Here is a 23,488-nt window from a genome sequence, read left to right as displayed (position 1 = left end):
AACTTCAGGTCGCGGCGGTGATGGCGGCCGGCAGGGCGAGCAGCAGCTCGTGCGGCTCACCGCCCTGCCAGAGCCGGATCAGGCTGGTGCCCGCCTCGCCCGGATCGAACTTCTCACAGCCCAGCGGCCCGAAGCAGCCGGCCTGATCCAGCATGAGGATGAGCGGGTCGTCGTCGGGCAGGCTGGCCGCGTAGGCGGCGGTGTCGAGGAGGGCCAGGGCGCACTTGGCGTTGCGGCCGTCATCCTTGACCTCCACCCGGTCGAGGCGGCGCCGGGCCTGGGCGCGGAGATACACGGCGAGCGATTCTGACCTACTCACGACCATACCTTCTCGGGTCACGTACGTACGGCAACATCATAATCACTCAAAGTGAGCCACTTTCGTGGGACGTTTGCCAAGTCCAGCCAGTCGCCACCCCGCCATCTTGCGCTTTTGGGCATGCGACATCATTTGTGGCATGAGTGCGTTCGACGACCTTTATGCGGCCAACGCGAAGTTTGCCAAGCGTTTCAAAGGCTCCGGGCTCACCGGCCGCGCCGCCCGTGGGCTGGCCGTCGTGACCTGTATGGACTCCCGTATCGACCCATTGGGCCTGCTCGGCCTGAACCCCGGCGACGCCAAGATCCTGCGCAACGCCGGCGCCCGCGTCACGGACGACGTGCTGCGCACCCTGGTGCTGGCCGTCTACGTGCTCGGGGTGGATCGGGTGCTGGTCATGCCGCATACGGACTGCGGCATGGCGAAGGTGACGGATTCGGACGTACACGCTCTGACGCGGGAGCGGAACGTGGACACCCGCAGCCTGGAGTTCCACACGGTTCCCGACCAGAACGAGGCCCTGCGCCACGACCTCATCCGCATCCGCACCACCCCGTTCCTGCCGGAGGGCATGCCGGTGGCGGGCGCCATCTACGACGTCCACACGGGCTCCCTGGCCCCCTCCGAGCACTGATCGGCCACGGGCGGAGCGCGACCCGCTCCGCCCCATTTCCCGGGCGCGGTAGCAATACGACTGTACGATAACGAGATGCCCCGGGTTGCCGATCACGATCAGCGTCGCGCCCAGATCGCGCGAGCATTCCAACGCCTGCTGGCCGCAGAGGGCTTCGCCGGCGTCTCGTTCTCACGGGTGGCGGCCGAGGCCGGCATCTCGGTCGGGCTCATCCAGCACTACTTCACCGGCAAGGACGCACTGCTCCGCTTCGCCTACGAAGACGCCGTGAGCCGGATGAGCAGGCGGGTACGAGCCCGCGTCCACGAAGGCGAGGCCGCCCGTCTCCCCACGGCTGAGGTGCTGCTCGCGAGCCTGGCCGAATTGTTGCCACTCGATGAGGAACGGAACGTCGAGTACCGCGTCCGGCAGGGGCTTCAGACCCAGGCACTGCCCCACACCGACCTGGCCGATGTCGCCCGGAAGGCGGGCCGTGACCTCCTCGGATACGTCACGGCGGCGGTCGGGAACGGCGTGCGGCGAGGTGAGGTCGAGCCGGATGTCGACGCCGTGCTCGCCGCCCGCATGATCTTGGCGACCACGCAGGGCCTGGCCGATCAGGTCGCGCTCTCGGGCGCGGACACGTTCTCCGCACCGGACCTGCTGCGCCGGGTCATCACCACCGTGTTCGCCGACCCATCTACGAGAAAAACAATATGACCATACTGCTATCGTAGCAATATGATCGTATCGCTACGAGGTGCCGCCGGCTCCGCCCGACGCCCGCCCAGGGAGCACGCGCGATGACCCGGCACGTGACCGTACGGCTGAGTACCGGCGCCATTCGCGGCCGCCGGCTCGATGGGCACCTCTCCTTCAGGGGAATCCCCTATGCCGCCGCTCCGATCGGAGAGCTGCGATGGCGGCCACCCGCGCCGGTCACGCCATGGTCCGAGATCCGGGACGCGATCGTGCCGGGCAAACCCGCGCCGCAGTCGGCCCAGTCCTTCGCGGACGTCACCTCGGCCGACGAGGACTGCCTGACGCTGGACGTCACCGTGCCGGAGTCCCCGGGCACCGGGCGTCCGGTGATGGTCTGGCTGCACGGCGGCGGCGGGACGAACGGGACCGCCACCACCTACGACGCCCGGCGGCTCGCCGCCACCGGGGACGTCGTGGTCGTGGCCGCGAACTTCCGGCTCGGCGTGCTGGCGTGTTTCGGCCATCCCGGCCTCGCCGGCGGGGGAACCTTCGGTCTGCAGGATCAGCAGGCCGTCCTGCGCTGGGTGCGGCGGGAGATCGCGCGATTCGGCGGCGACCCGGCGAACGTGACCCTCTTCGGGGAGTCGTACGGGGCTCTGATGGTCGCCGGACACCTGGTGTCGCCCGCGTCGGCCGGGTTGTTCCACCGCGCGATCCTGCAGAGCGCGTTCGCGGTGATGGGCTCGACACCGGCGCACACCTTCATCCCCGGTGTTCCCGCGCTTCCGCCGAGGTGGATCCCCGCGTCCGAGCTGGACCGGTTCGGCGCCGCCACCGCCTTGGAGAACGGGTGGGTCACGCCGGGCAGCACTCCCGAGTCGGCGCTCGCCCAGCTCCGGCAGGTTCCGGTGACCGAACTGCTCCAGGCGTCGGCCGCCTTCATCAGGCCGGCTTTCAGTGGCCCCATCTTGCCCGAGTCGCCCGAGAAGGCGTTGCCCTCCGGACGCTTCCACCGCATACCGCTGATGCTGGGCACCACGCGCGACGAGGCGCGGTTCTTCGTCGGGCTCTTCGCCGACCTCGCCGGCAACCCGGTCACAACCGAGAGCTACCCACGGCTGCTGGCCGAGGCGTTCGGTACCGCGGCGGACAAGATCGCCGCCCGGTACGCGCCCGAGCGCTTCCCGACACCGAGCCTCGCCTGGGCACAACTCTGCACGGACCGGGCCTGGGCGCGTCCCGCCTGGGAACTCGGCCAGACCTTCGCCGCGCACACCGACACCTGGTTCTACGAGTTCGCCGACCGGAACGCCCCACAGATCGTGCCGCTCCCGGGATTCCCGGCCGGCGCCCAGCACTCCAGCGAGCTGCCGTACCAGTTCGACCTCCCCGGCGCCCCGCCGCTGCCGGCGCCACAGCGCGCACTCGCCGACCAGATGAACCAATACTGGACGGCCTTCGCCGCCAACGGCGATCCCGCCTGCGCCACCCTGCCGGCCTGGCCCGACGTCGGCTCCGGCCACGTCCAGTCCCTGTCACCCGAACGGATCGGCGGTACGGACTACGTGGCCGAGCACTGCCTCGACTTCTGGGCACACCTGCCGTGAGCTGCGGCCGCCTTCCACGCTCATTGTCTACGGTTTCGGAGCTGCCGCGGCTCTGACCGTGAGGGGTGGGCATGACTGTGGAGATCGTTCCGTTCCAGAGCGGTTTTGTCGGGCAGGCCGCCGCGCTGCTGGCCGAAGCACACACACCGAGCGGGGCGGGCGCGAGCTCAGGCGGATGGGATTTCGCGGACGTGGGCGTGGCCCGTCGTTTGGTGGCGGAGTCACAGGGCACCGGGCCTGCGGTGGCAGCCGTGCGAGATGGCCTGCTGGTCGGATTCATGGCGGCCACGGTGTCGAAGCTCCCTGGTGAGCAGTCGGCGCACGTGCGCCTCCATCAGCACGCGAGCGCGCAGCACGACCGCCGCATGGTTCCCGCACTGTTCAAGCTCACCCGGTTGATCGATTACCGTTTCGCGTGGGCCAACGCAGGATTCGCCCATCCACACTTCGTCCCGTAGCCGCTCTTCGCCAGCCGGCCGCGCGTGAATGCGTGTGTGGCTCAGGAGGACGTAAAAGACTCAGGGAAGCCAGGAGGACGTAGCCGGGCTCAAGGGAGCCACGAGGGCGTAGAGGGGCTCAGGGGAGCCACAGAAGGCCGATACGGGCTATTTCAGCCCAGCGCAGCCCATTTCCCGCAGACCCAGCCCTACGGCAGCCGCAGAAGGCCGACGCGGGCTCTCAGCCAGCGCAGCCCATTTCCGACCCACGCCGCGCAGCCACCAGCCCTGCGGCAGACGCCTCAGCCCATCCCCTCCGGAGCGCCCACGCCCCACAACCCCACGAGCCCAACGGCCGGGAGGCAGAACAGCCTGAAGTGGATCCAGCCAGGCTCCCGAGCGCCGACCGAAGCGGAGCCGTCCGTGACGGGCCGGTACTCCTACGCGTCGATGTGGTCGCGGTCCACCTCGGCCGCGCTGCTGACGATGAACTCCCGCCGCGGCGCGACCTCACTCCCCATCAGCAGGTTGAAAATGCCGTCGGCCGCCTCGGCGTCCTCGATCCGCACCCGGCGCAGGATGCGGTGGCGCGGGTCCATCGTCGTCTCGGCGAGCTGGTCGGCGTCCATCTCACCCAGACCCTTGTAGCGCTGCACCGGGTCCTTCCAGCGCTTGCCGCGCCGCTCCAGGTCGCGCAGCACCTTCTGCAACTCGGCGTCGGAGTAGCAGTAGATGTACTTGTCCTTGCCGCGCCCCGGGTTGGTCAGCTCGATGCGGTGCAGCGGCGGCACGGCGGCGAACACCCGCCCGGCCTCCACCATCGGCCGCATGTAGCGGTGGAACAGGGTCAGCAGCAGGCAGCGGATGTGCGCGCCGTCCACGTCGGCGTCGGCCATCAGGATGACCTTGCCGTAGCGGGCGGCCTCAATGTCGAACGAGCGGCCCGACCCGGCGCCGACGACCTGGATGATCGCGGCGCACTCGGCGTTCTTGAGCATGTCGCTCACGGACGCCTTCTGCACGTTGAGGATCTTGCCACGGATCGGCAGCAGGGCCTGGAACTCCGAGTCGCGGGCCAGCTTCGCCGTACCGAGAGCGGAGTCACCCTCGACGATGAACACCTCGCTGCGGTCGATGTCGTCGCTACGGCAGTCGACCAGCTTCGCCGGCAGCGCGGAGTTCTCCAGCGCGCTCTTGCGGCGCTGGTTGTCGCGGTGCTCGCGGGCCGCGATGCGGGCCTTCGCGGCGGCCACGATCTTCTCCAGCACGGCCCGCAGTTGCTGCTTGAAGCCGCGCGGCGGGTTGGTGAAAAGCTCCTTGAGCTCGCGCGAGACCACGTGGGAGACGATGCGGGTGGCCGCGGAGGTGCCGAGCACCTCCTTGGTCTGGCCCTCGAACTGCGGCTCGGGCACCATGACCGTCACGACGCCGGTCAGCCCTTCGGAGATGTCGTCCTTGGTGACGGGGTCATCGCCGTTCTTCAGCAGGCGGGTCTCACGCAACAGCTCGTTGATCGTACGTACGAGACCGCGCTCGAACCCCGACAGGTGAGTGCCGCCCTTGGGCGTGGCGATCACGTTGACGAACGAACGCACGGTGGACTCGTAGCCCTTGCCCCAGCGGATCGCCACGTCCACGGTGAGCTCGCGCTGCACCTCGGTGGGCGTCAGGTGGCCCTGGTCGTCGAGGACCGGAACGTTCTCACGAAAGTGGCCCAGGCCCTGCAGGCGCAGCACCTCGCAGACGGGCTCGTCGCGGGCGAGGAACTCGGCGAACTCGGAGATGCCGCCCTCGAAGCGGAACTCCTCCTCCACGCGCTCCTCGTGCCTGCTGTCCACGACCGCCAGGGTCAGGCCGGGCACCAGGAACGCCGTCTGCCGCAGGCGCACGTGGATCTCGTCGAGCGAGACCTCGGCGTCGGGCAGGAAGATCTGCCTGTCGGCCCAGAAGCGCACGCGGGTGCCGGTGACCTTCTTGGGCAGCTTGGCGCCGATGCGCAGACCGGACTTCTTTTTGAACTTGGCCGTGGGACCGTCACCGTCGAAGACGCCGGTGACCCCGCGACGAAAGCTGATCTCGTGCACGTGGCCGTCGAGGTCGACCTCCACATCGACCCGCGAGGACAGGGCGTTGACCACGGAGGCGCCCACGCCGTGCAGACCGCCGGAGGCGCCGTAGGAGCCGCCACCGAACTTCCCGCCCGCGTGCAGCTTGGTGTAGACGAGCTCGACGCCCGCCAGACCGCTCTTGGGCTCGATGTCCACGGGGATGCCCCGGCCGTTGTCGCGGACCTCGATGGAACCGTCCGCGTACAGCTCGACCTCGATCCGGTCGCAGTGGCCCGCGAGCGCCTCGTCGACGCCGTTGTCCACGATCTCCCAGAGGCAGTGCATGAGACCGCGGCTGTCGGTGGAGCCGATATACATGCCCGGGCGTTTGCGGACTGCCTCCAGTCCCTCAAGCACCGACAGGTGACGAGCCGTGTAACCCGCCTCCACTAGCGTCACTCCGGCTCCCCTGGTCTAGGCATCGAACACGTGTGCGTAGCCTACCGTTCTTCCCGTAGGCGCGCGTACAAGCTTGCCATGACGGCACGTTTGCTGTTACCAACCGGCTGATCGTCATTACTTTGGGACACATTCCGCTCTGGGCGTAGAGAGGGGGCGGTTGGGAACGTCCAGGTCCGGTTAGATGTTGTTCCAAGTGACTGACGCCAGATCCTCGCTTCGGCGGGGGTGACCCGAAAGGCGATACGTGACTGGAGCTCTCGCCCCCGTTAAGCCGCTGACGGCCCTCGACCGCTGCGACCGCTGCGGTGCCCAGGCCTATATTCGCGCAACCCTGCCTGTGGGTGGGGAGTTGCTGTTCTGCGCCCATCATGGGCGTCAGCACATTGCAGCGTTGCGCGATAAGGGCGCCGACATCCTGGACGAGTCGGCTCGCCTCAGCGAAACCCCTTCAATTGCCCCCAACGACGAGCGCTGACCCGCGCTGGTCGTGATGAGATAACCACATATTGCTAAACGCAGAACGGCGACCCCGGCCCGCCCGGGGCCGCCGTTCTGCGTTGAACCACCCCATTCCCCCCACCCAAACCAACTCCCCCACCTCCACCCCCGGGCGTGTCGCACCCCCAGAAGCCCACCAAACCCGACAGCCAACAGCCACTAGGCTCAGCGGCATCGCCAGGCTCAGTGGGCCCGCCAGGCTCAGGAGTCCCAACTGGGGAGCCCTGGCTCCGGGAGTCCCAGACCCGGGAGCGCAGACTCGGGAGCCCTGACTCAGGGGTCGCAAGACGAGGAGGTCAGGAGTCCCAAGCCCAGGAGGACTGCCAGGCTCGCAGTCCCGATCTTAGGCAAGTCCCTAGGCTCAGGTGGTCGCACGCTCGGGCGATGCCCAAACTGAGGGAATTCGCAGTCCGGGCGGTCGCCGCTCCCAGGCATCCTCTGGACTCGGGACGCTGCCGGCATCCGCGAGGCTCGGCGCGCTCCCGGGGATCCGCAGGCTCGGGGAACTCCCGGACCCCGTCCGACCTCTGGGGTCGGCGACTGCCTGGATCCGGCGATCCTGGTCAGGCTGGTTCGGTGGGGCGTCTTAGCGTGAACCAGAAGGTGGGCACCGGGTTTGTGCCGGGCGTGATTTCGGTCAGCTCCCAGCCGTCAAACCTGGTACGCAGCTCGTCGGCCGTAACACCGGAGATCCCGTCGTCGAACGCCTCCGGCCCGTACCCGAACATCAGCAACCGCGCCCCAGGAGCGGCACGACGCGTCAGCCCGGCGGCGTAAGCGTCGCGGCGGTGCGCTGGGATGCCGCAGTAGCAGCTCAGATCGAAGAACAGGTCGTAGGAGCCGGGCACGTCCAGTTCGTCGAGCCGGGTGACGTCTCCGCACAACACCCGTACGTCCACCCGCGCCGCCTCGGCCTTCCGCCTGGCCTGCCGGGCCGCGTCGTCGATCAGGTCGACGGCCACGACCTCCCAGCCATGCCTGGCCAGGTACGTGGCGTTGGTCCCGGTGCCGCAGCCCAGGTCGAGCGCACGGCCGGGCGGCAGCGACCCCTCCCCCTCGATCAGGGCCACCAGCTCGGGCGGCGTCGTTTCCGTGTCCCACGGCGGCTTGCCGGAGCTGTAGAAGTCCTCCAGCACGCGCCGGATGGCCTCCTCTTGCCCGTGCTCGGTACGCAGGTCCGCTTCGGCCGGCCATTTGGCGGCTTGACGCTCATTCATGGCATCTCCTTTTCTAAGAGTTGGACTCTAGCAACCGTCGCTAGAGTTAAGCTATAGGAATGAGCGATGTCAAGCGCTGCGCCAAAGGCCGCCTCACACGGCCGCCGGACAGGACGCTGGCCTGGGCCAATAGGGTGTTGAGCTGTGTTGATCCTGTTGCCGCCGTCGGAGGGCAAGGCGCCAGAGGGCAGCGGCCCGCCCGTGGGCGAGCTGTCCTTCCCCGCCCTCGACAAGTCCCGCAAGCGCGTGCTGAACGCCCTGGTCCGGGCCTCCAAACGCCGCGACGCCCTCGACGTGCTGGGCCTGACACCGGGCCTGGCGAACGAACTGGCCAAGAACGCGGCACTGAAGACCGCACCGGCCCTTCCCGCCGCCGCCCTCTACACCGGCGTGCTCTACGACAATCTCGGCCTGGACACCCTGGACGAGGACGCGGCGAAGCGGGCCGAGGAGTCGTTGGTGATCTTCTCCGGCCTGTGGGGTGTGGTGAAAATCACAGACAGAATTCCGCCGTACCGGCTCTCCATGGGCGTCAATCTCCCTCCCGTCGGAGGGCTGGGCGCGTTCTGGCGCCCTCAGATCACCAAGGAATTGGACCGGATTCCGGGGTTGGTGGTGGATCTCCGCTCGGCCACCTACGCGGGGGCCTGGCAGCCGGGTGAGCGCTCGGTGACGGTACGGGTGTTCAGGGACGGCAAGGTCGTCAGCCACATGGCCAAGGCGACCCGGGGAGAGATCGCCAGGGCGCTGCTGCAGCAGGACATGGAGCCGTCCTCACCTCAGGAACTGGCCAAGACCCTCGACACCTTGGGCTACACCGTCACCCTCACGGACCCACCCCGCCCCAAGCGCCCCTGGACCTTGGACGTCCACGTCACAGACCCCACCTAACCGAACAAAAGCGGATGACCGGGGCCCGTGGGTCGTAGCGCGCACGCCCGGAATCTGAGGATCGTGGCGCGAACGGCCGGGGTCTGAGGACCGTGGCGCGAACGGCCAGGGGTCTGAGAGCTACGGCGCAGGCAGCCGAGACCCCTCGGGAAATCGTGGCGCCGACGACCAGGGCTTGGGAGTCCCGGAACCTGGAAGGCGCGAACGACAGGCGCCTGGAACTCGTGGCACAGGCGGCCGAGTTCAGGAGGCCGGGAGAAGCCGGTCGGAGGGTTCGTGGCGTGGGTGACTGGTCAGACGGAGCCGGTCGAGAGGGCGGCGGTGTGGGGCGATGCGCCGAGGGCTCGCACGAGCGCACACACCCCGGCAGAGCGCCACCAACCCGCCCGAAAGCCGCACGCCCCCACCCGAAAGCCGAAACACCGCAAAGCCCCGCCAGAACGCCACACGCCCCACCGGAAGATCCCGGCGGGGCGTGCGATATGCGTGCATCAGCGAACCGGGCGCGTGGCCCGGTCCGGGCTTAGTCCAGGTAGTCGCGCAGGACCTGGGACCGCGACGGGTGGCGCAGCTTGGACATGGTCTTGGACTCGATCTGGCGGATGCGCTCACGGGTGACCCCGTAAACCTTGCCGATCTCGTCCAGCGTCTTCGGCTGGCCGTCCGTGAGACCGAAGCGCATCGACACGACGCCCGCCTCCCGCTCCGACAACGTGTCGAGAACGGAGTGCAGCTGCTCCTGCAGCAGCGTGAAGCTGACGGCGTCGGCCGGCACGATGGCCTCGGAGTCCTCGATGAGGTCTCCGAACTCGCTGTCGCCCTCCTCACCCAGCGGGGTGTGCAGGGAGATGGGCTCGCGGCCGTACTTCTGAACCTCGACGACCTTCTCGGGCGTCATGTCCAGCTCGCGGGCCAGCTCTTCCGGCGTGGGCTCGCGGCCCAGGTCCTGCAGCATCTGCCGCTGGACACGGGCCAGCTTGTTGATCACTTCGACCATGTGGACCGGGATGCGGATGGTCCGCGCCTGGTCGGCCATGGCACGCGTGATCGCCTGCCGGATCCACCACGTGGCGTAGGTGGAGAACTTGTAGCCCTTGGTGTAGTCGAACTTCTCCACGGCCCTGATCAGGCCCAGGTTGCCTTCCTGGATCAGGTCGAGGAACAACATGCCGCGGCCCGTGTAGCGCTTGGCCAGCGAGACCACGAGCCGGAGGTTGGCCTCCAGCAGGTGGTTCTTGGCGCGGCGGCCGTCTTCGGCGATCCACTCCAGCTCGGCCTTGACGTCGACCGGCAGGTTGTCGGTCTCGCCGCCACCGAGCTGCTCCTCGGCGAACAGGCCCGCCTCGATGCGCTTGGCCAGCTCGACCTCCTGCTCGGCGTTGAGCAGGGGGACCTTGCCGATCTGCTTGAGGTAGTCCTTGACCGGGTCGGCGGTGGCGCCGGCGGCGGCCACCTGGGCGACCGGGGCGTCATCGTCGTCGTCGGAGAGGATGAGGACTTCTTCCTCGGTCTTCTGCACGGCGGCGACGTCGGCGGCCTTGGGCTCTTCCTCGGTCTCGGTGTCGTCGTCGGAGTCGCCCTCGGAGTCGGACTCGTCCTCGCTGACGATCTCGCTGTCGCTGTCGTCGTCGACTTCGATGTCCTCGAGGTCCTCCAGCTCCACGTCGCCGTCGAGCTCGATGTCCTCGTCGTCGTCCGAGTCGGCCTTGGAGCCCTCGGGCCCCTTCGGCTTGTTGTCGGCAGGCCCAGCGTTCTTCTGCTGCTCGGCCTTCTTGGCGGCGGCGGGTGCCGCGGCCTTCTTCGCCGCCGGGGCGGCCTTCTTGGCAGGGGCCGCCTTCTTGGCGGCCGGCTCGGCTTCAGTGGTGCCCACGACCGCGGTCACGGTCTCGGGCTGCTGCTCTTTGGCGGCTGCCGCCGTCTTGGTCTTGACGGGGGCGGCAGTGCGGCGCTTTGCTGGACCACGAGACTTCTTCGGCGCAGCCGAATCCGCGGCGGTCACCACCACGGTCACGCCCTCTTTACTGAGGTTCCGCAAGAACGCGGCGGCGTGCGACATGGGGATGTCCGCCTCCTCGAAGGCCTGACGGACATCCTCAGACTCGAGGAAACCCTGCGAGCGCCCACGCTCGAGCAGTCGCTGAATGACGGGCTCGTTCAGCTCTTGTGGCTTCGAGCGAGTCGAACTTGCAGGCGACACGAACACCTCTCGAACGAACGCGTGGCGACAATGGACCCAGATGCCCGCTGGGGGGCTGTTGCCTCTCTCGGAGATCGGTGAGGCCGTGCGGACCGCGACGGACCTGCACAGCATTCTGGCACGACCCCGCACTCCATACGGCCACCTCCCGGCGGTTGACCTCCACCCTAGGCCGACCCAGACAGTAGTGCGTACGTAAGCGGGGCACTGATACCCGAAAGCAACCGTTATGACTGTTTCATTCAGTCACTCTTCGTGGCTGGTGGGACGTGAATTGCGAGCGCGGTAACGTCATCATCCTGTTCATATCCAGACAACATCCGGTCAACCAGGAAGTCCAGCAACATATGCGGACTGCTCACCACCTCAGGCGGCGCTTCGGTCACAACACTGCAAAGCTCTGCGAGACCGGCATCCAACCCGCGCTTCCTGTTCTCCACGAGACCGTCGGAGTAGAGCACGGCGGTATGGCCGGGCGGCACCACGAACCGGAACTGCCTTCGGCTGGTCGGCCAGCCTAGCGGAGTCCCGGGCTCGGCGTCGCACAGGATCGCGGTGCCCTGCGGCGAGACCAGGACGGGCGGCGGGTGGCCGGCCAGGGCCAGCGTGCCCTCGCCGGTGACCGGCTCGACGACCATGTACGCCAGGGTCGTGACCTGCTCCTCTTCCTCGGTCGCCTCGAAGACCCGGTCCAGGCCGGTGAGCACGGCCGCGGGCGGCGGGTTGGTCAGCGCCAGGGCCCGCATGGCGTTGCGAATGCGGCCCATGCCCGCCGCCGCCTTGACGCCCTTGCCCATGACGTCGCCGACGACGGCCGCGACCCGCCCGTCCTGCAGGACGAACGCGTCGTACCAGTCGCCGCCGACCTGCACGTGACGGCTGCCGGAACGGAAGCGCTGAGCCAGCACCAGACCCTTGACCACCGGCAGGCGGTCGGGCAGCAGGCTGCGCTGCAGCGTCTCGGCGGTGCGGTGCTCGCGTTCGAACAGCGTGGCCCGCTCCACCGCCAGCGCGCACTGGCCCGCGAGTGCCTCCAGGAAGACGCCGTCCTCCTGGGAGATCTTCTGCGGCCTGGTGAAGGAGAATCGGAGCGCTCCCAGGGCACGGCCCGCGGCCAGCAGCGGCAGGCCCACCCAGGCCCGCTCGTCGCCATGGGCCAGGAACCCGGCCAGCACCTCCTCGTCGCCGCCCGCCTCCAGGAGCTGGGCCTTCAGCGACTCGGGAGACTCGGCGAACACCGGCCGGCGGCTGTTGACCGCCATCGTCATCACGTTGGAGTGCGACAGCGGGATCTCATCGCCCGTCGCGCCGGACGCCTCCAGGATGCCCTCGCCGTTGATCAGCTTGAGCGCGGCCCTGTCGGTGTCCAGCAGCGCCACCGCCGAGCGGTCGGCGGCCAGCGCCGTGCGGCCCACGTCGATGATGACCTGCACCACCTGCTCGACCGTCAGCGCCTCCGCCAGCATGGCGGTGGCGCCCTGCAGCCGGGCGGTGCGCAGGGCGGCGGCGCCGAGCTGGTCGGTCAGCCGGCCGCGCATCTCCTCGGCCTCGCGCTGCGGCGTGACGTCGGTGTTGGCGCCGACCCACTCGACCACCCTGCCATGGCGGATGATGGGCACGGCCCGGACCTCGAAGTGGCGGTAACCGCTGGCGCGGGTGCGCACGCGGTAGTTCCACTCGAACATGGTCCGCCCGCGCAGCGCCTCCCGCCACGCCTCCTCGGTCTGCTGGTGCTCCTCGGGGTGGACGACCTCCAGCCAGCCGTTGGCGAGGTATTCCTCCAGGCCCTGGCCGGTGATGGCGCGCCACTGCGGGGCGTCCTCGATGACCGCGCCGGTGGGCGAGGTGATCCAGACGAGCTGGGACTGCGCCTCGACCAGCGAGCGGTAGCGCTCCTCGCTGCGGCGCAGCGCCTCCTCGGTCTGCCGGCTCTCGGTCACGTCGAGCCCGACCAGGGCGATGGCGCGCAGCTCCCCCGCCTCGTCGTGGACCGGCGAGAACGACAACGACCAGTGCCTGGTGTCGCCCTCGGCGGACCGCACGCGCACGCGGCCCTCGGTGACGGGCGCGTCGGTCTCGATCACGGCCTGCACGGCGTGCGTGATGATCTGGCTGAGGTCGGCGGCCAGCACCTCGACGGGCGGCCTGCCGACCATGCGCTCCGCGGGCACGTTGACGACATCGCTGAACACGTCGTTGACCCGCTGGATGCGGCTGTCGGCGTCGAAGAACGCGAAGGCGAACTCTGCCTCCGACAACATGCCCTTGAAGAGGGCGGAGTCTGAGATGTCCACATCCGACTCCCGGGGACGGGGAACGGAGGTCTCGGCGCTCATGGTCCGCACCTCCGTCGCGTGCCAGGGTCTCCCACGCGGCACATCTCCATAACTGTGTATCGGCGTAGCGCAGCTCCGGGCGACCGGATCCTGCAGTACATCATCGACGATGGGCAGGTACGGACGGAAGCCCCCGCCGCGGCCCTGTCGCCTTTAGGGTCTACGCATCCTGTCAAAGTCGCTCCACATCGCGCAGCAAGATCAGGTTACAGCGCCAGATCGCCGGGCGATTTTCCACCACGGCTCCTGGGTCCTACTGGCTCTTGGCCGCGCGCTTGGCCTCCTGCTTGGCCGCACGCACAAGGGCCAGGCTGTCGGCGTCGACCACGTCGGCGACCGACCGTCGCGACCCATCCTCGCCGTAAAGGCCAGCCGCCTCACGCCAGCCCGAAGGCTGGACCCCCAGCTGCTTGCCCAGCAATGCCAAGAAGATCTGAGCCTTCTGCCGGCCGTAACCCGGCAGGGCCATCAGTCGTTTCAGCAAGTCCTTGCCGTCGGCCGCGTCCGCCCAGATCTTCTCGGGCCGGCCGTCGTAGTGCTCGACGAGGTAGGCCGCGAGCTGCTGGACGCGGCCGGCCATGGACTTGGGATAGCGGTGCACGGCCGGCTTCTCCGCCAGCAGGGCGACGAACGCCTCGGGGTCATAGGAGGCGATCTCCTCGGCGGTGAGGTCGTGCCCCAGCCGCTCGGAGATCGTGTAGGGCCCCGTGAACGCCCACTCCATGGGGATCTGCTGGTCGAGCAGCATGCCGACGAGCAGGGCGAGCGAGCTGCGGCCGAGGAGCTCGTCGGCCTCGCTCCGCTGGGCGAGCTGGATGCGCATGGAGACAGCTTCGCATGAAAGCTCGCCCGGTGAAGTGAACACAGGCGTCGCGGAGCCTTGACACTCGTCCGAGAAAAGGTGAAATGAGAGCGCAAGTCGCCCTGCCGACATTCCTGGGGGTTTGCCCCGGGGTCCCCAGAGGAATCTCACTTCTATGCTCGCTCTGGCCACACGGTTCCTGCGGGAGCCGGTCAGTCTCAGGCTGGCCGAAGAGTTCCTGACCGTTCCCGTGGACACGATCGACCGCTGCGTAGCCGACGTGTGCGCGTGCGCACAACATCTGGGCGTCTCCGCCACGCCCGAGATCGTGGAACGCATCGCTCGCGAGCACCTGCTCGCGATCGTGAACTCCGCACCTCCTCCCCGGAGCCTGCGCTAGCGCGCTCCCGGGAAGGAAGCCTCCGTCGGCGCGCCCCGATCACGGGAGGGCAGAAGAGGGGCCGGCCGAGCACGAAACGTCCGCGCCGGCATGCCCGCGCAAATCGCCTCCCCTATAACATCGGGGTCACCGGGCCGAGTTGTACACACCGTTTGCGCCTGGAATACGAGAGAGTGAGGGTGTGCGCCGACACCGACGAGATCCCCGGGAGAGCACCCCGCCAGACGACGTGTTCAAGGAGATGGTGCAGGCGGCTCGCGAACTGCTGGCCGTACGTACCCCGCTCGACGCGGAGCTGATGGTCTCCGACATGATCGGGGCCTGGTGGGGCAGGCGGGTCAGGGGCGGCGACGTCGAGCAGGTGCTCGGTGAGGGGCTGGTCGACTACGCGGCCAAGGCCGGCACGCCGGCCTCGCTGACGCTGCTCATCTGCCTGGCCTACCTGGGCACGGCCCGGCAGGGCGCCAAGGCCGAGGGCGCGGCGCTGGCGATGATGGAGTCGGGGGTGGCCAGGCCGGGCTGGGCCGACCGGGTGGGCGCGGTGAAGCCGGCCGGCTGCTACGTCTCCCGCGACGCCTACGGCGACCAGGACACGGTGATCTGCACCTTCGCCTACCGCTGGAACGAGAGCGAGGATCCGATCGACCGGCACGCGCTGGTCATGGTGGTCGACTACAACATGAGCGGCATGGCGCGCGACGCGTGGGTGTCATCCGAGGTCGACAAGCTGCTGGAGCAGGCCGGGGCCGAGGCGGCGGGCAACCCGCTGCTGCTGTTCGAGGAGATCCAGCCCGAGCAGGCCAGGGCGCTGCTGGAGTCGGCGATGAAGGCCACGGGCGAGCCGAAGACGCCGCCGCCGGTGAGCGAGAGCTACAGCGCCTACCACGCCTTCGCCCGCGCCCGGCTCAAGGCGCTGCCCCCCGGGCGCAAGCGGCCGGCGCCGCTGCACATCGAGGCCCCGTACAGCAGGGAGCGGCGGGCCATGCTGGCGGCGGAGTTCCTGGCCTCCGACGCGGCCGAGCACCTGTCCGACCCGTCGGCGGCCTCGCGCTGCGCCGACCACATCATCGACTACGGCTGCGAGCAGGACTTCAACCGGCCGCTGCGGATCAGCCCGACCAAGTGCGAGACGTTCCTGCTGGACTGGCTGCCGCGCAAGGTGATGCTGAGCCTGGCCGAGCAGGAGGCGATGCCGCACGTGCTGTCGGCGTGGGTGCGCTTCGCCGCGCACCGCACGGCGCTGCCCGAGCAGGGGCTCAAGGCGACGCTGGACGCGGTGTGGGGGGCGATCGGGAAGTTCCCCGAGGCCTACCGGGACCCGACGTCGTTCGGGCTCGACCGGCCGCTGCTGGAGCGGCTGCTGCCGGACGGCGACCTTTCCGCGCTGGCCAGGCGGGCCTTCGCCTTCCCGTACCTGCAGGGCACGCACAACGGGATCGAGCTCGACCGGCTCAACCCGGCCGACCCCGCCGACCGGCGCACATTACTGGAGATCGACCACGGCGGCGTGATCGACCAGGAGCACCTGGCCTGGCACGAGGAGATCGCCACCCGGATGTGGGACGGCGACCCGCCGCAGCTCTGGGAGGCCGCGCAGCGCCTGCTCGACCTCGGGCACGACCGGCACGACGTGCTGCACGTGCTGATCGAGATCGCCGAGCGGATCGGCGGCGACCCGGAGGAGCTGGCCGCGGCCCTCGACGACATCGCCGACATCCCCGACGAGTTTTAGAACATGGCCATGTATGGGGAGCTCGGCCAAGGGCGCTACCTGGCCTCGGAACACACGCAGGGCCCGTGGGACCCGCGTACCCAGCACATGGGGCCCGTCACCGCGCTGATCGCCCGCGAGCTCGCCAGGACCGCGCCGCGGCCGGGACTGGAGCTGTCCCGGCTGGTGGTGGACGTGTTCGCGCCCGTTCCCGTCGCGGAGCTGGAGGTCACGACCGAGGTCGTACGCGACGGCAAGCGCGTGCAGTGCCTGGCGGCGAGCGTGTCGTCGGGCGGCAGGGAGTACGTCAGGGCCAGTGCCTGGCGCATCAGGGAGGCCGAGACCGAGTCCACGCCCGCCCGGGTGCCGCCCGCCCCGATCCCGCCGCGCTCGGAGGAGCACGCCCGTTCGTGGTTGTGCGCGGGCTTCGGGTACGGCAGGGCGCTCGACTGGCGTTTCGTCACCGGCGGCCCCCTGGAGCTCGGCCCCGCATCGGCCTGGGGCAGGCTGACGATCCCGCTGGTCGAGGGCGAGGAGACGACGCCGGTCGAGCGCGTGGCGGTGTTCGCCGACAGCGGCAACGGCATCAGCCTCGCCCGCGGCTTCGACACGCACCTGTCCGTGAACGTGGACCTGACGATCTCGTTGTTCCGTGCCCCGGTGGGCGAGTGGATCCTCATGGACGCGGCCACCGTCATCGGCCCGTCGGGGCGCGGCCTGACCCGTTCCACCTTGTACGACGCCTCCGGCGAGATCGGCACGGCCACGCAGACGCTGTTCGTCGCGCCGAGGCCGCCTGACCCGCCATGATGGGTCCATGGCGATCGACCTCAACGCGGACCTCGGCGAGGGTTTCGGCATCTGGCGGCTGGGCGACGACCTGGCCCTGCTCGACATCGTCACCAGCGCAAACGTGGCCTGCGGCTTCCACGCGGGCGACCCGGTGACGATCAGGCGCACGTGCGCGGCGGCCGTCGACCGTGGCGTGACGATCGGGGCGCAGGTGTCCTACCGCGACCTGGCGCACTTCGGGCGCAGGGAGATGGACGTCGAGCCCGAGGAGTTGTGCGCCGAGGTGCTCTACCAGCTCGCGGCCGTGGACGGCATCGCCAGGGCGATGGGCGGGCGGGTCTCCTACGTCAAGCCGCACGGCGCGCTGTACAACCGGATCTGCCGCGACGAGGTGCAGGCGGCGGCCGTGATCGACGCGGTGGCCGACTACGATCCCACGCTGCCGGTGCTCACGCTGCCGGGGTCGGCGGTGCACAAGGTGGCGGCGGCCGAAGGGGTGCCGACGGTCAACGAGGCGTTCGCCGATCGCGCGTACACGCCCGCCGGGATGCTGGTGCCGCGCCGCGAGCCCGGCGCGGTGGTGCACGACCCCGCCGTGGTGTCCGCCCGTGCGCGTCAGATGGCCGTGGAAGGCTCTGTGACGGCCGCTGACGGGAGTTCGGTACCGATTTCCGCCCGTTCCATCTGTGTGCACGGAGACACGCCTGACGCTGTCAGGCTGGCGCGCGGGGTGCGGGACGAGTTGCTGGCGGCCGGGGTAGTCCTGCAGGCGTTCGCTTGATCAGGGCGGCCGGGGAGCACGGCCTGCTCGTGGAGACCGGGTCGCTGGAGTTGTCGCACCGGCTGGACGCGGCGCTGCGGGCGCGCCGGCCCGACGGGGTCGTGGAGATCGTGCCGGGGCCCGAGACGGTGCTGGTCGTCGCGCCGGGGCTGGATCGGGCGCGGTTGCGGGTGCTGCTGGAGGAGGCCGTGCTGCGCGAGCGCGACCGGGCCGCGGCGGGGACCGGGGAGGAGCAGCCGGTCGTGACGATTCCCGTGGTCTATGACGGGGCGGATCTTGATTCCGTGGCGGAACTGGCGGGGATCCCCGTGGACGAGGTGGTCTCGCGGCACGCCGGGCGGGAGCTGGTGGTGGGGTGGCTGGGGTTCGCGCCCGGGTTCGCCTATCTCACCGGGCTCGATCCGGTGCTCGAACTGCCCAGGCTGGACACGCCGCGCACGTCGGTGCCCGCCGGGTCGGTGGCGGTGGCGGGGCCGTACTCGGCGGTGTATCCGACGGCCTCGCCCGGTGGGTGGCGGCTCATCGGGCGCACGTCCACGCGGGTGTGGGACGTGGCGGCCGAGCCGCCGTCGTTGTTCCGGCCCGGCACGCGCGTGCGGTTCGAGCCGGCATGATCGAGGTTCTGGCGCCGGGCCCGTACGCGACCGTGCAGGATCTGGGCCGGCCCGGGTACGCGCATCTGGGCGTGCCCCGGTCGGGGGCGGCCGACGCGCCGAGCCTGCGGCTGGCCAACCGGCTGGTCGGCAACGCCGAGGGGCTGGCGGGGATCGAGCTGACGTTCGGCCGGGCGCGGCTGCGCTTCCTGGACGGGGCGTGGGCGGCGCTGGCCGGGGCGCCGCTGGCCGGGGCGGACATGGGGGCGCCGTTCTGGGTGCCGGCGGGCGGTGAGCTGCGGCTCGGCGCGCCCGTGCGGGGGTTGCGCAGCTATCTGGCCGTGCGCGGCGGGATCGCGGTCGAGCCGGTGCTCGGCAGCCGCTCCACCGACTCGTTGTCCGGGCTGGGGCCCGAGCCGCTGCGGGCGGGCACGCTGCTGCCGGTCGGCCCGCCCGGGGGCGAGATCCTGGTGGATCTCGCGCCGCTGCCCGAGCCCCGGGAGGCGCTGCTGCACGTCCTGCCGGGGCCCCGTGACGACTGGTTCGTCCCGGGGGCGATGGCCGAGTTGTGCGGGCGGCCGTACACGGTGACGCAGGACAGCAACCGCGTCGGTGTACGGCTGCGCGGGCCCGAGCTGGCGCGCGCCAAAGAGGGCGAGCTGCCCAGCGAGGGCATGGTCGCCGGGGCCGTGCAGGTGCCGCCCAGCGGGCAGCCCATCGTGTTCCTCGCCGACCACCCCCCGACGGGCGGCTATCCGGTGATCGCCGTCGTGCGCGCCGCCGACCTGCCGGTGGTCGCGCAGCTCAGGCCGGGCGACGACGTGCGGTTCACAGTTCGACGTGGCCCGTGACGGCGGTGATGACGTCGCCGCCGACCCAGACGTCCGCCCCGGCGTCCGTGGTGATGTGGATGCGGCCCGCACGGTCGATCGCGGTGCCCTGGGAGGCCGCGTAGGGGGCCTTCACGCGGCCCGTGCGCAGCAGCCACTGCGCCAGGGAGGCGTTCAGGCTGCCCGTCACGGGGTCCTCCACCGTGCTCCCGTTCAGCGGGAAGAACGCCCGCACCTCGTACGCGCACGGCGCCCCCTCCGGGTACGGCCCCACCACGCCCACGTCGTGCGCCACCAGCCCGGGACGCAGCGCGAGCACCGTCTCGGCGTCCTTCAGCAGCAGCCCGACCCAGCCGGGGCCGTTGTCGGCCCACTCGGCGGCCACGACGTCGTCCCGCCCGATGCCGAGCGAGGCGGCGATCCGGCCCAGGAACTCCTCCTCCACGGGGCCGGAGCGGATGAGGGGCGGCGCCTGGAAGGCCAGCCTGCCGTCGGCGGTGCTCAGGCGGACGAGCCCGGCGCCGCACTCCTGCACGATCTCGCCGTCCGTGCGCGGCCTGCCCCCGGACTCCAGCCAGGCGTGGCAGGAGCCCAGCGTCGGGTGCCCGGCGAAGGGCAGCTCCGTGCCGGGGGTGAAGATCCGTACCCGATAGTCCGCCTCGGGCGCGGACGGCGGCAGCAGGAAGGTGGTCTCGGACAGGTTCGTCCACCTTGCGAACCGCTGCATCTCCTCGGTGCTCAGCCCGTCGCCGTCCACCACGACCGCGAGCGGGTTGCCCTGGTACGGGCCGGAAGCGAACACGTCCACCTGCGTGAATCTGCGCAACATACCCCGAAGTCTTCCAGAGTCGGCACCTCGCCCGCAGACTGGTGGGCGTGGCGGACTTTGACGTGGTGGTCCTGGGTTCCGGACCAGGTGGGCAGAAGGCCGCGATAGCCGCGGCGAAACTCGGCAGACGCGTGGCGGTGGTCGAAAAACGGCACATGATCGGCGGCGTCTGCATCAACACCGGCACGATTCCCTCCAAGACCCTGCGAGAGGCCGTCCTCTATCTGACCGGGCTCAACCAGCGCGAGTTGTACGGCGCCAGCTACCGCGTCAAGGACGAGATCACGGTCGCCGACCTCGGCATGCGCACCCAGCACGTGATCGGCCGCGAGATCCAGGTGATCCGCAGCCAGCTCGCCCGCAACCACGTGACGCTGCTGCAGGGCACCGGCCGGTTCCTGGACGAGCACACGATCGGGGTCACCGGCGACGAGGAGAAGAAGATCACCGCCGAGAAGATCGTGATCGCCACGGGCACCTCGCCCGCGCGTCCCGACAGCGTCGAGTTCGACGACCGCACGGTGATCGACTCCGACGCCATCCTGCGCCTCGACCGGGTCCCCGAGACGCTGGTCGTGGTGGGGGCCGGGGTGATCGGCATCGAGTACGCCTCCATGTTCGCCGCGCTCGGCACCAAGGTGACGGTGGTGGAGCGGCGCGAGCGCATGCTGGAGTTCGCCGACCTGGAGATCGTCGAGGCGCTGAAGTACCACCTGCGCGACCTGGCGGTGACCTTCAGGTTCGGCGAGAACGTGGCGGCCGTCGAACGCCGCCCGCGCGGCGCGCTGACCCTGCTGGAGAGCGGCAAGAAGATCCCGGCCGACTGCGTCATGTACTCGGCGGGCCGCCAGGGCAAGACCGCGGAGTTGTGCCTGGAGGCCGCCGGGCTGGCCGCCGACGACCGGGGGCGGATCAGGGTCGATGACAACTTCGCCACCGAGGTGCCGCACATCTACGCCGTGGGCGACGTGATCGGCTTCCCCGCGCTGGCGGCCACGTCGATGGAGCAGGGGCGGCTGGCCGCCCAGCACGCGTGCGGCGAGCCGGTGGCGGAGATGAACGAGTTGTCGCCGATCGGGATCTACACCATTCCGGAGATCAGCTTCGTGGGGAAGTCCGAGGACGAGCTGACCCGGGACAAGATTCCCTTCGAGGTGGGCATCTCGCGGTACCGGGAGCTGGCCAGGGGGCAGATCATCGGCGACTCCTACGGGATGCTCAAGCTGCTGGTCTCCTCGGAGGACCGGCGGCTGCTCGGCGTGCACGTGTTCGGCACGGGCGCGACCGAGCTGGTGCACATCGGCCAGACCGTCATGGGCTGCGGCGGGACGGTCGACTACCTGGTCAACGCGGTGTTCAACTATCCGACGCTGGCGGAGTCGTACAAGGTGGCGGCGCTGGACGCGATGAACAAGATGCGGACGGTGGCCCGGCTCACGGCGGAGATGTGAGCCGGGCCCCGGCCCATTAGGACAGGGTCCACTTCTGGTTGGCGGCGCCGGTGCAGGTCCACAGCTGCAGGCGGGTGCCGTCGGCGCTGGTGTTGCCGGTGACGTCGGCGCACTTGTTCGCGGCGGGGTTGATCAGGTCGCGGCCCGCGGTGTGGGTCCACTGCTGGTTGGCGGCGCCCGTACAGGACCAGAGCTGGAGCTGGCTGCCGTCGGCGGTGCCGTGGTCGCGGACGTCCATGCACTTGCCGAGGGCGCGCAGCGTGCCGTCGCCGGGGCGGGTCCACTGCTGGGCGGCGGTGCCGTTGCAGGTGTAGAGCTGTACGGCGGCGCCGTCGGCGCTGCTGCCGCCCGCCACGTCGACGCACTTGCCGGCCAGCCCGGTGATCGCGCCGCCACCGCCTCCCGAGGGCGTGCCCGACCAGGTGAAGGTGGCGGTGGTGCGGGCGGGCAGCGTGTAGACGAACGACTGGCCGCCCCAGTTGACCCGGACGGACTGGGCGGAGGTGCCGCCGTTGTGGGCGATGAGGGCCTTGGAGCCGTCGGGGTTGCGGTAGGCCACGTTCTGGATCGTGGAGTTCGCGGTGGAGTCGATGCGGTACGCGCCCGGCTTGACGAACTTGGTCAGGTGGCCGGTCGTGTAGTACTCGATCGTGTAGTCCACCTGGCCGGCGCGGGGGCCGCCCTCCTGGACGGTGATCAGGCCGGTGCAGGTGCCGCAACCGCCGTTGTGCGGGCCCATGTTCTGGTTGAGCGCCAGGCTCCACTTGACCAGGCTGCCGCTCCAGTTGCGGGCGTAGTTGACGATGTCGGCCAGGTCCTCGTTGTGCTGGTTGGAGATCCAGGTGCCGCCCGAGTGCTCGGTGCTGAACTGCCGTACCGACGGGTACTGGTCGTGCACCTGCGTGCCGACCGCCGGGTCGCCCCAGTAGCCGTGCCAGGCGATGCCGCCGAACAGCGGGTCGTTGCGCAGCGCGGAGTCGGCCAGGATGGGGCCGCCGATCTGGCCGTAGTCGCCGTAGTTCCAGTCGTGTACGAGCACCTTGGTGGTGATGCCGGCCGCGCGGAAGGCGGGGTAGAGGAAGTTCTTGGTCAGCTCGACGAGGCCGGAGGCGTTCCAGGCCATGCCCGGGTAGTTCATGGCGGTCGGGTTGGACGCCTGGCAGCAGTTGGGCTCGTTCTGGACCGAGACGTAGTCCACCGGGACGCCGGCGGCCTGGTAGCTCTGGATGTACTTGACCAGGTACTGGGCGTAGGTGCCGTAGTGCTCCCACTTCAGCCAGCCCATGTGGTCCATACGACCGTTGTCCTTCATCCAGCCGGGCGCGCTCCACGGCACGCCCTTGACCCGCAGCGCCGGGTTGAGCTGCTTGGCCTGGGCGGTCAGCAGGCGCACGTTCGTGTCGTAGCCGTTGGAGCCGAAGTCGTTCAGGTCGCAGCAGGTGTCGTCGAGGGAGACCATGCCGGGGCGCGACAGGTCGGAGGCGCCGATCGGGTTGCGGACGAAGGACAGGCCGATCCCGTCGGTCGGGTGGAACAACTTGCGCATCGTCGCGTCCCGCGTGGCGGCGCTGACGGGGCCGCCGCGCAGCAGGTACGCGGTGGTGTCCGTGATCGACGCGCCACCGCCCTCGAACTGCTGATACGTGGTGCCCTCGTTGACGGTGACCGTGTGGTTCGCGGTGCCACCCGCGGGGCCGAAGGCGACCTGCGCCTGCTGCTGCAGGCCACGGGTGACGGTACGGCCGCCCGCGTCGGAGGTCGTGGTGAGCCAGACGTTCACGGGTTCGTTCGCGGCCAGGGCCGGAACGGGCACGGCCACCGCCAGGACGACGGCGCAGGCTAACGCCAGCAGGATTCTGGACACGGCTACTGATCCTTTCGGGGCGGGGGGTGATGCCCGTGTAACAAATGAAACAAATTGGTAACGCCGCTTGCACTGAGCAGCAGAACACGAGTCAATCGGCGAGTCAAC

The 23,488-nt window shown here is 69.8% G+C and carries 21 protein-coding genes; 13 read left to right on the top strand and 8 right to left on the bottom strand.

The genetic code is table 11. The annotated features are described in order from the left end of the window. Positions 1-4: 4 nt before the first annotated feature. The gene (locus AB0I81_RS38285) at positions 5-319 is read right to left on the bottom strand and encodes a hypothetical protein (protein ID WP_360667451.1); all 315 of its coding nucleotides are present in this window, start codon (positions 317-319) and stop codon (positions 5-7) included. Positions 320-458: 139 nt separating this feature from the next. On the opposite strand from AB0I81_RS38285, the gene AB0I81_RS38280 reads away from it, so the two are divergent. The 4 genes from AB0I81_RS38280 to AB0I81_RS38265 all read left to right on the top strand — a co-directional run bounded on the left by AB0I81_RS38280 (position 459) and on the right by AB0I81_RS38265 (position 3,699). Next, entirely contained in the window at positions 459-953 is a 495-nt protein-coding gene (locus tag AB0I81_RS38280; protein ID WP_360667448.1) for a carbonic anhydrase, read from the top strand. A 75-nt stretch (positions 954-1,028) separates the two neighbouring features. Beyond that, entirely contained in the window at positions 1,029-1,652 is a 624-nt protein-coding gene (locus AB0I81_RS38275; RefSeq protein ID WP_360667446.1) for a TetR/AcrR family transcriptional regulator, read from the top strand. 83 nt (positions 1,653-1,735) lie between these two features. Beyond that, positions 1,736-3,241, top strand: a complete 1,506-nt coding sequence (locus tag AB0I81_RS38270; protein WP_360667444.1) for a carboxylesterase family protein — start codon at positions 1,736-1,738, stop codon at positions 3,239-3,241. Positions 3,242-3,312: 71 nt separating this feature from the next. After that, positions 3,313-3,699, top strand: a complete 387-nt coding sequence (locus AB0I81_RS38265) for a hypothetical protein (protein ID WP_360667441.1) — start codon at positions 3,313-3,315, stop codon at positions 3,697-3,699. Between the two features lie 419 nt (positions 3,700-4,118). On the opposite strand, the gene AB0I81_RS38260 is transcribed toward AB0I81_RS38265, so the two are convergent. Next, complete coding sequence (locus AB0I81_RS38260) at positions 4,119-6,185, bottom strand: DNA topoisomerase IV subunit B (protein WP_360667438.1); 2,067 nt, start codon at positions 6,183-6,185, stop codon at positions 4,119-4,121. A 247-nt stretch (positions 6,186-6,432) separates the two neighbouring features. Between AB0I81_RS38260 and AB0I81_RS38255 the strand changes: the two genes are divergently transcribed. After that, positions 6,433-6,663 carry a hypothetical protein gene (locus tag AB0I81_RS38255; RefSeq protein ID WP_360667434.1) on the top strand — a complete coding sequence of 77 codons (231 nt, stop codon included), beginning with the start codon at positions 6,433-6,435 and terminating at the stop codon, positions 6,661-6,663. Positions 6,664-7,249: 586 nt separating this feature from the next. On the opposite strand, the gene AB0I81_RS38250 is transcribed toward AB0I81_RS38255, so the two are convergent. Next, a complete protein-coding gene (locus tag AB0I81_RS38250; RefSeq protein ID WP_360667431.1) occupies positions 7,250-7,903 on the bottom strand; it encodes a class I SAM-dependent methyltransferase in 654 nt (217 codons plus the stop codon). 144 nt (positions 7,904-8,047) lie between these two features. Between AB0I81_RS38250 and AB0I81_RS38245 the strand changes: the two genes are divergently transcribed. After that, the gene (locus AB0I81_RS38245; RefSeq protein ID WP_360667427.1) at positions 8,048-8,794 is read left to right on the top strand and encodes a peroxide stress protein YaaA; all 747 of its coding nucleotides are present in this window, start codon (positions 8,048-8,050) and stop codon (positions 8,792-8,794) included. A gap of 523 nt (positions 8,795-9,317) precedes the next feature. Here the strand turns inward: AB0I81_RS38245 and AB0I81_RS38240 are convergent. From AB0I81_RS38240 to AB0I81_RS38230, 3 genes are all read right to left on the bottom strand, one after another. Next, the gene (locus AB0I81_RS38240; protein WP_360667424.1) at positions 9,318-10,991 is read right to left on the bottom strand and encodes an RNA polymerase sigma factor; all 1,674 of its coding nucleotides are present in this window, start codon (positions 10,989-10,991) and stop codon (positions 9,318-9,320) included. Positions 10,992-11,233: 242 nt separating this feature from the next. Next, positions 11,234-13,327: a SpoIIE family protein phosphatase gene (locus tag AB0I81_RS38235; RefSeq protein WP_360667421.1), complete on the bottom strand. Its 2,094-nt coding sequence runs from the start codon at positions 13,325-13,327 to the stop codon at positions 11,234-11,236. Between the two features lie 253 nt (positions 13,328-13,580). After that, on the bottom strand, positions 13,581-14,150 hold the full coding sequence (locus AB0I81_RS38230; protein ID WP_360667418.1) for an HhH-GPD-type base excision DNA repair protein: 570 nt from the start codon (positions 14,148-14,150) through the stop codon (positions 13,581-13,583). Between the two features lie 154 nt (positions 14,151-14,304). On the opposite strand from AB0I81_RS38230, the gene AB0I81_RS38225 reads away from it, so the two are divergent. The 6 genes from AB0I81_RS38225 (at position 14,305) to AB0I81_RS38200 (ending at position 19,257) form a co-directional block, all read left to right on the top strand. Further along, complete coding sequence (locus tag AB0I81_RS38225) at positions 14,305-14,529, top strand: hypothetical protein (protein WP_358101974.1); 225 nt, start codon at positions 14,305-14,307, stop codon at positions 14,527-14,529. A gap of 241 nt (positions 14,530-14,770) precedes the next feature. Beyond that, the gene (locus AB0I81_RS38220) at positions 14,771-16,261 is read left to right on the top strand and encodes a hypothetical protein (RefSeq protein ID WP_360667595.1); all 1,491 of its coding nucleotides are present in this window, start codon (positions 14,771-14,773) and stop codon (positions 16,259-16,261) included. Between the two features lie 3 nt (positions 16,262-16,264). After that, the gene (locus AB0I81_RS38215; RefSeq protein ID WP_360667415.1) at positions 16,265-17,050 is read left to right on the top strand and encodes a thioesterase family protein; all 786 of its coding nucleotides are present in this window, start codon (positions 16,265-16,267) and stop codon (positions 17,048-17,050) included. A 7-nt stretch (positions 17,051-17,057) separates the two neighbouring features. Continuing rightward, the gene (locus AB0I81_RS38210; protein ID WP_360667412.1) at positions 17,058-17,813 is read left to right on the top strand and encodes a 5-oxoprolinase subunit PxpA; all 756 of its coding nucleotides are present in this window, start codon (positions 17,058-17,060) and stop codon (positions 17,811-17,813) included. Further along, entirely contained in the window at positions 17,810-18,427 is a 618-nt protein-coding gene (locus tag AB0I81_RS38205; RefSeq protein ID WP_360667409.1) for an allophanate hydrolase subunit 1, read from the top strand. The genes AB0I81_RS38210 and AB0I81_RS38205 overlap by 4 nt, the downstream gene beginning before the upstream one ends. Then, positions 18,424-19,257, top strand: coding sequence for a biotin-dependent carboxyltransferase family protein (locus AB0I81_RS38200; protein ID WP_360667406.1), 834 nt, complete (start codon positions 18,424-18,426; stop codon positions 19,255-19,257). The genes AB0I81_RS38205 and AB0I81_RS38200 overlap by 4 nt, the downstream gene beginning before the upstream one ends. Here AB0I81_RS38200 and AB0I81_RS38195 read toward each other — a convergent pair. Continuing rightward, complete coding sequence (locus AB0I81_RS38195; protein ID WP_360667404.1) at positions 19,235-20,065, bottom strand: PhzF family phenazine biosynthesis protein; 831 nt, start codon at positions 20,063-20,065, stop codon at positions 19,235-19,237. The genes AB0I81_RS38200 and AB0I81_RS38195 overlap by 23 nt on opposite strands. 47 nt (positions 20,066-20,112) lie before the next feature. On the opposite strand from AB0I81_RS38195, the gene sthA reads away from it, so the two are divergent. After that, positions 20,113-21,516: a Si-specific NAD(P)(+) transhydrogenase gene (gene sthA / locus AB0I81_RS38190; RefSeq protein WP_360667401.1), complete on the top strand. Its 1,404-nt coding sequence runs from the start codon at positions 20,113-20,115 to the stop codon at positions 21,514-21,516. Between the two features lie 16 nt (positions 21,517-21,532). On the opposite strand, the gene AB0I81_RS38185 is transcribed toward sthA, so the two are convergent. Beyond that, positions 21,533-23,380: a ricin-type beta-trefoil lectin domain protein gene (locus AB0I81_RS38185; protein ID WP_360667398.1), complete on the bottom strand. Its 1,848-nt coding sequence runs from the start codon at positions 23,378-23,380 to the stop codon at positions 21,533-21,535. Positions 23,381-23,488 lie beyond the last annotated feature (108 nt).

Origin of the sequence: Nonomuraea sp. NPDC050404 (assembly GCF_040655495.1) — a bacterium.
Taxonomy (GTDB): Bacteria; Actinomycetota; Actinomycetes; order Streptosporangiales; family Streptosporangiaceae; genus Nonomuraea.
The sequence above is the reverse complement of the archived record's forward strand: the minus strand, read 5'-3'. Positions and strand labels throughout refer to the sequence as shown.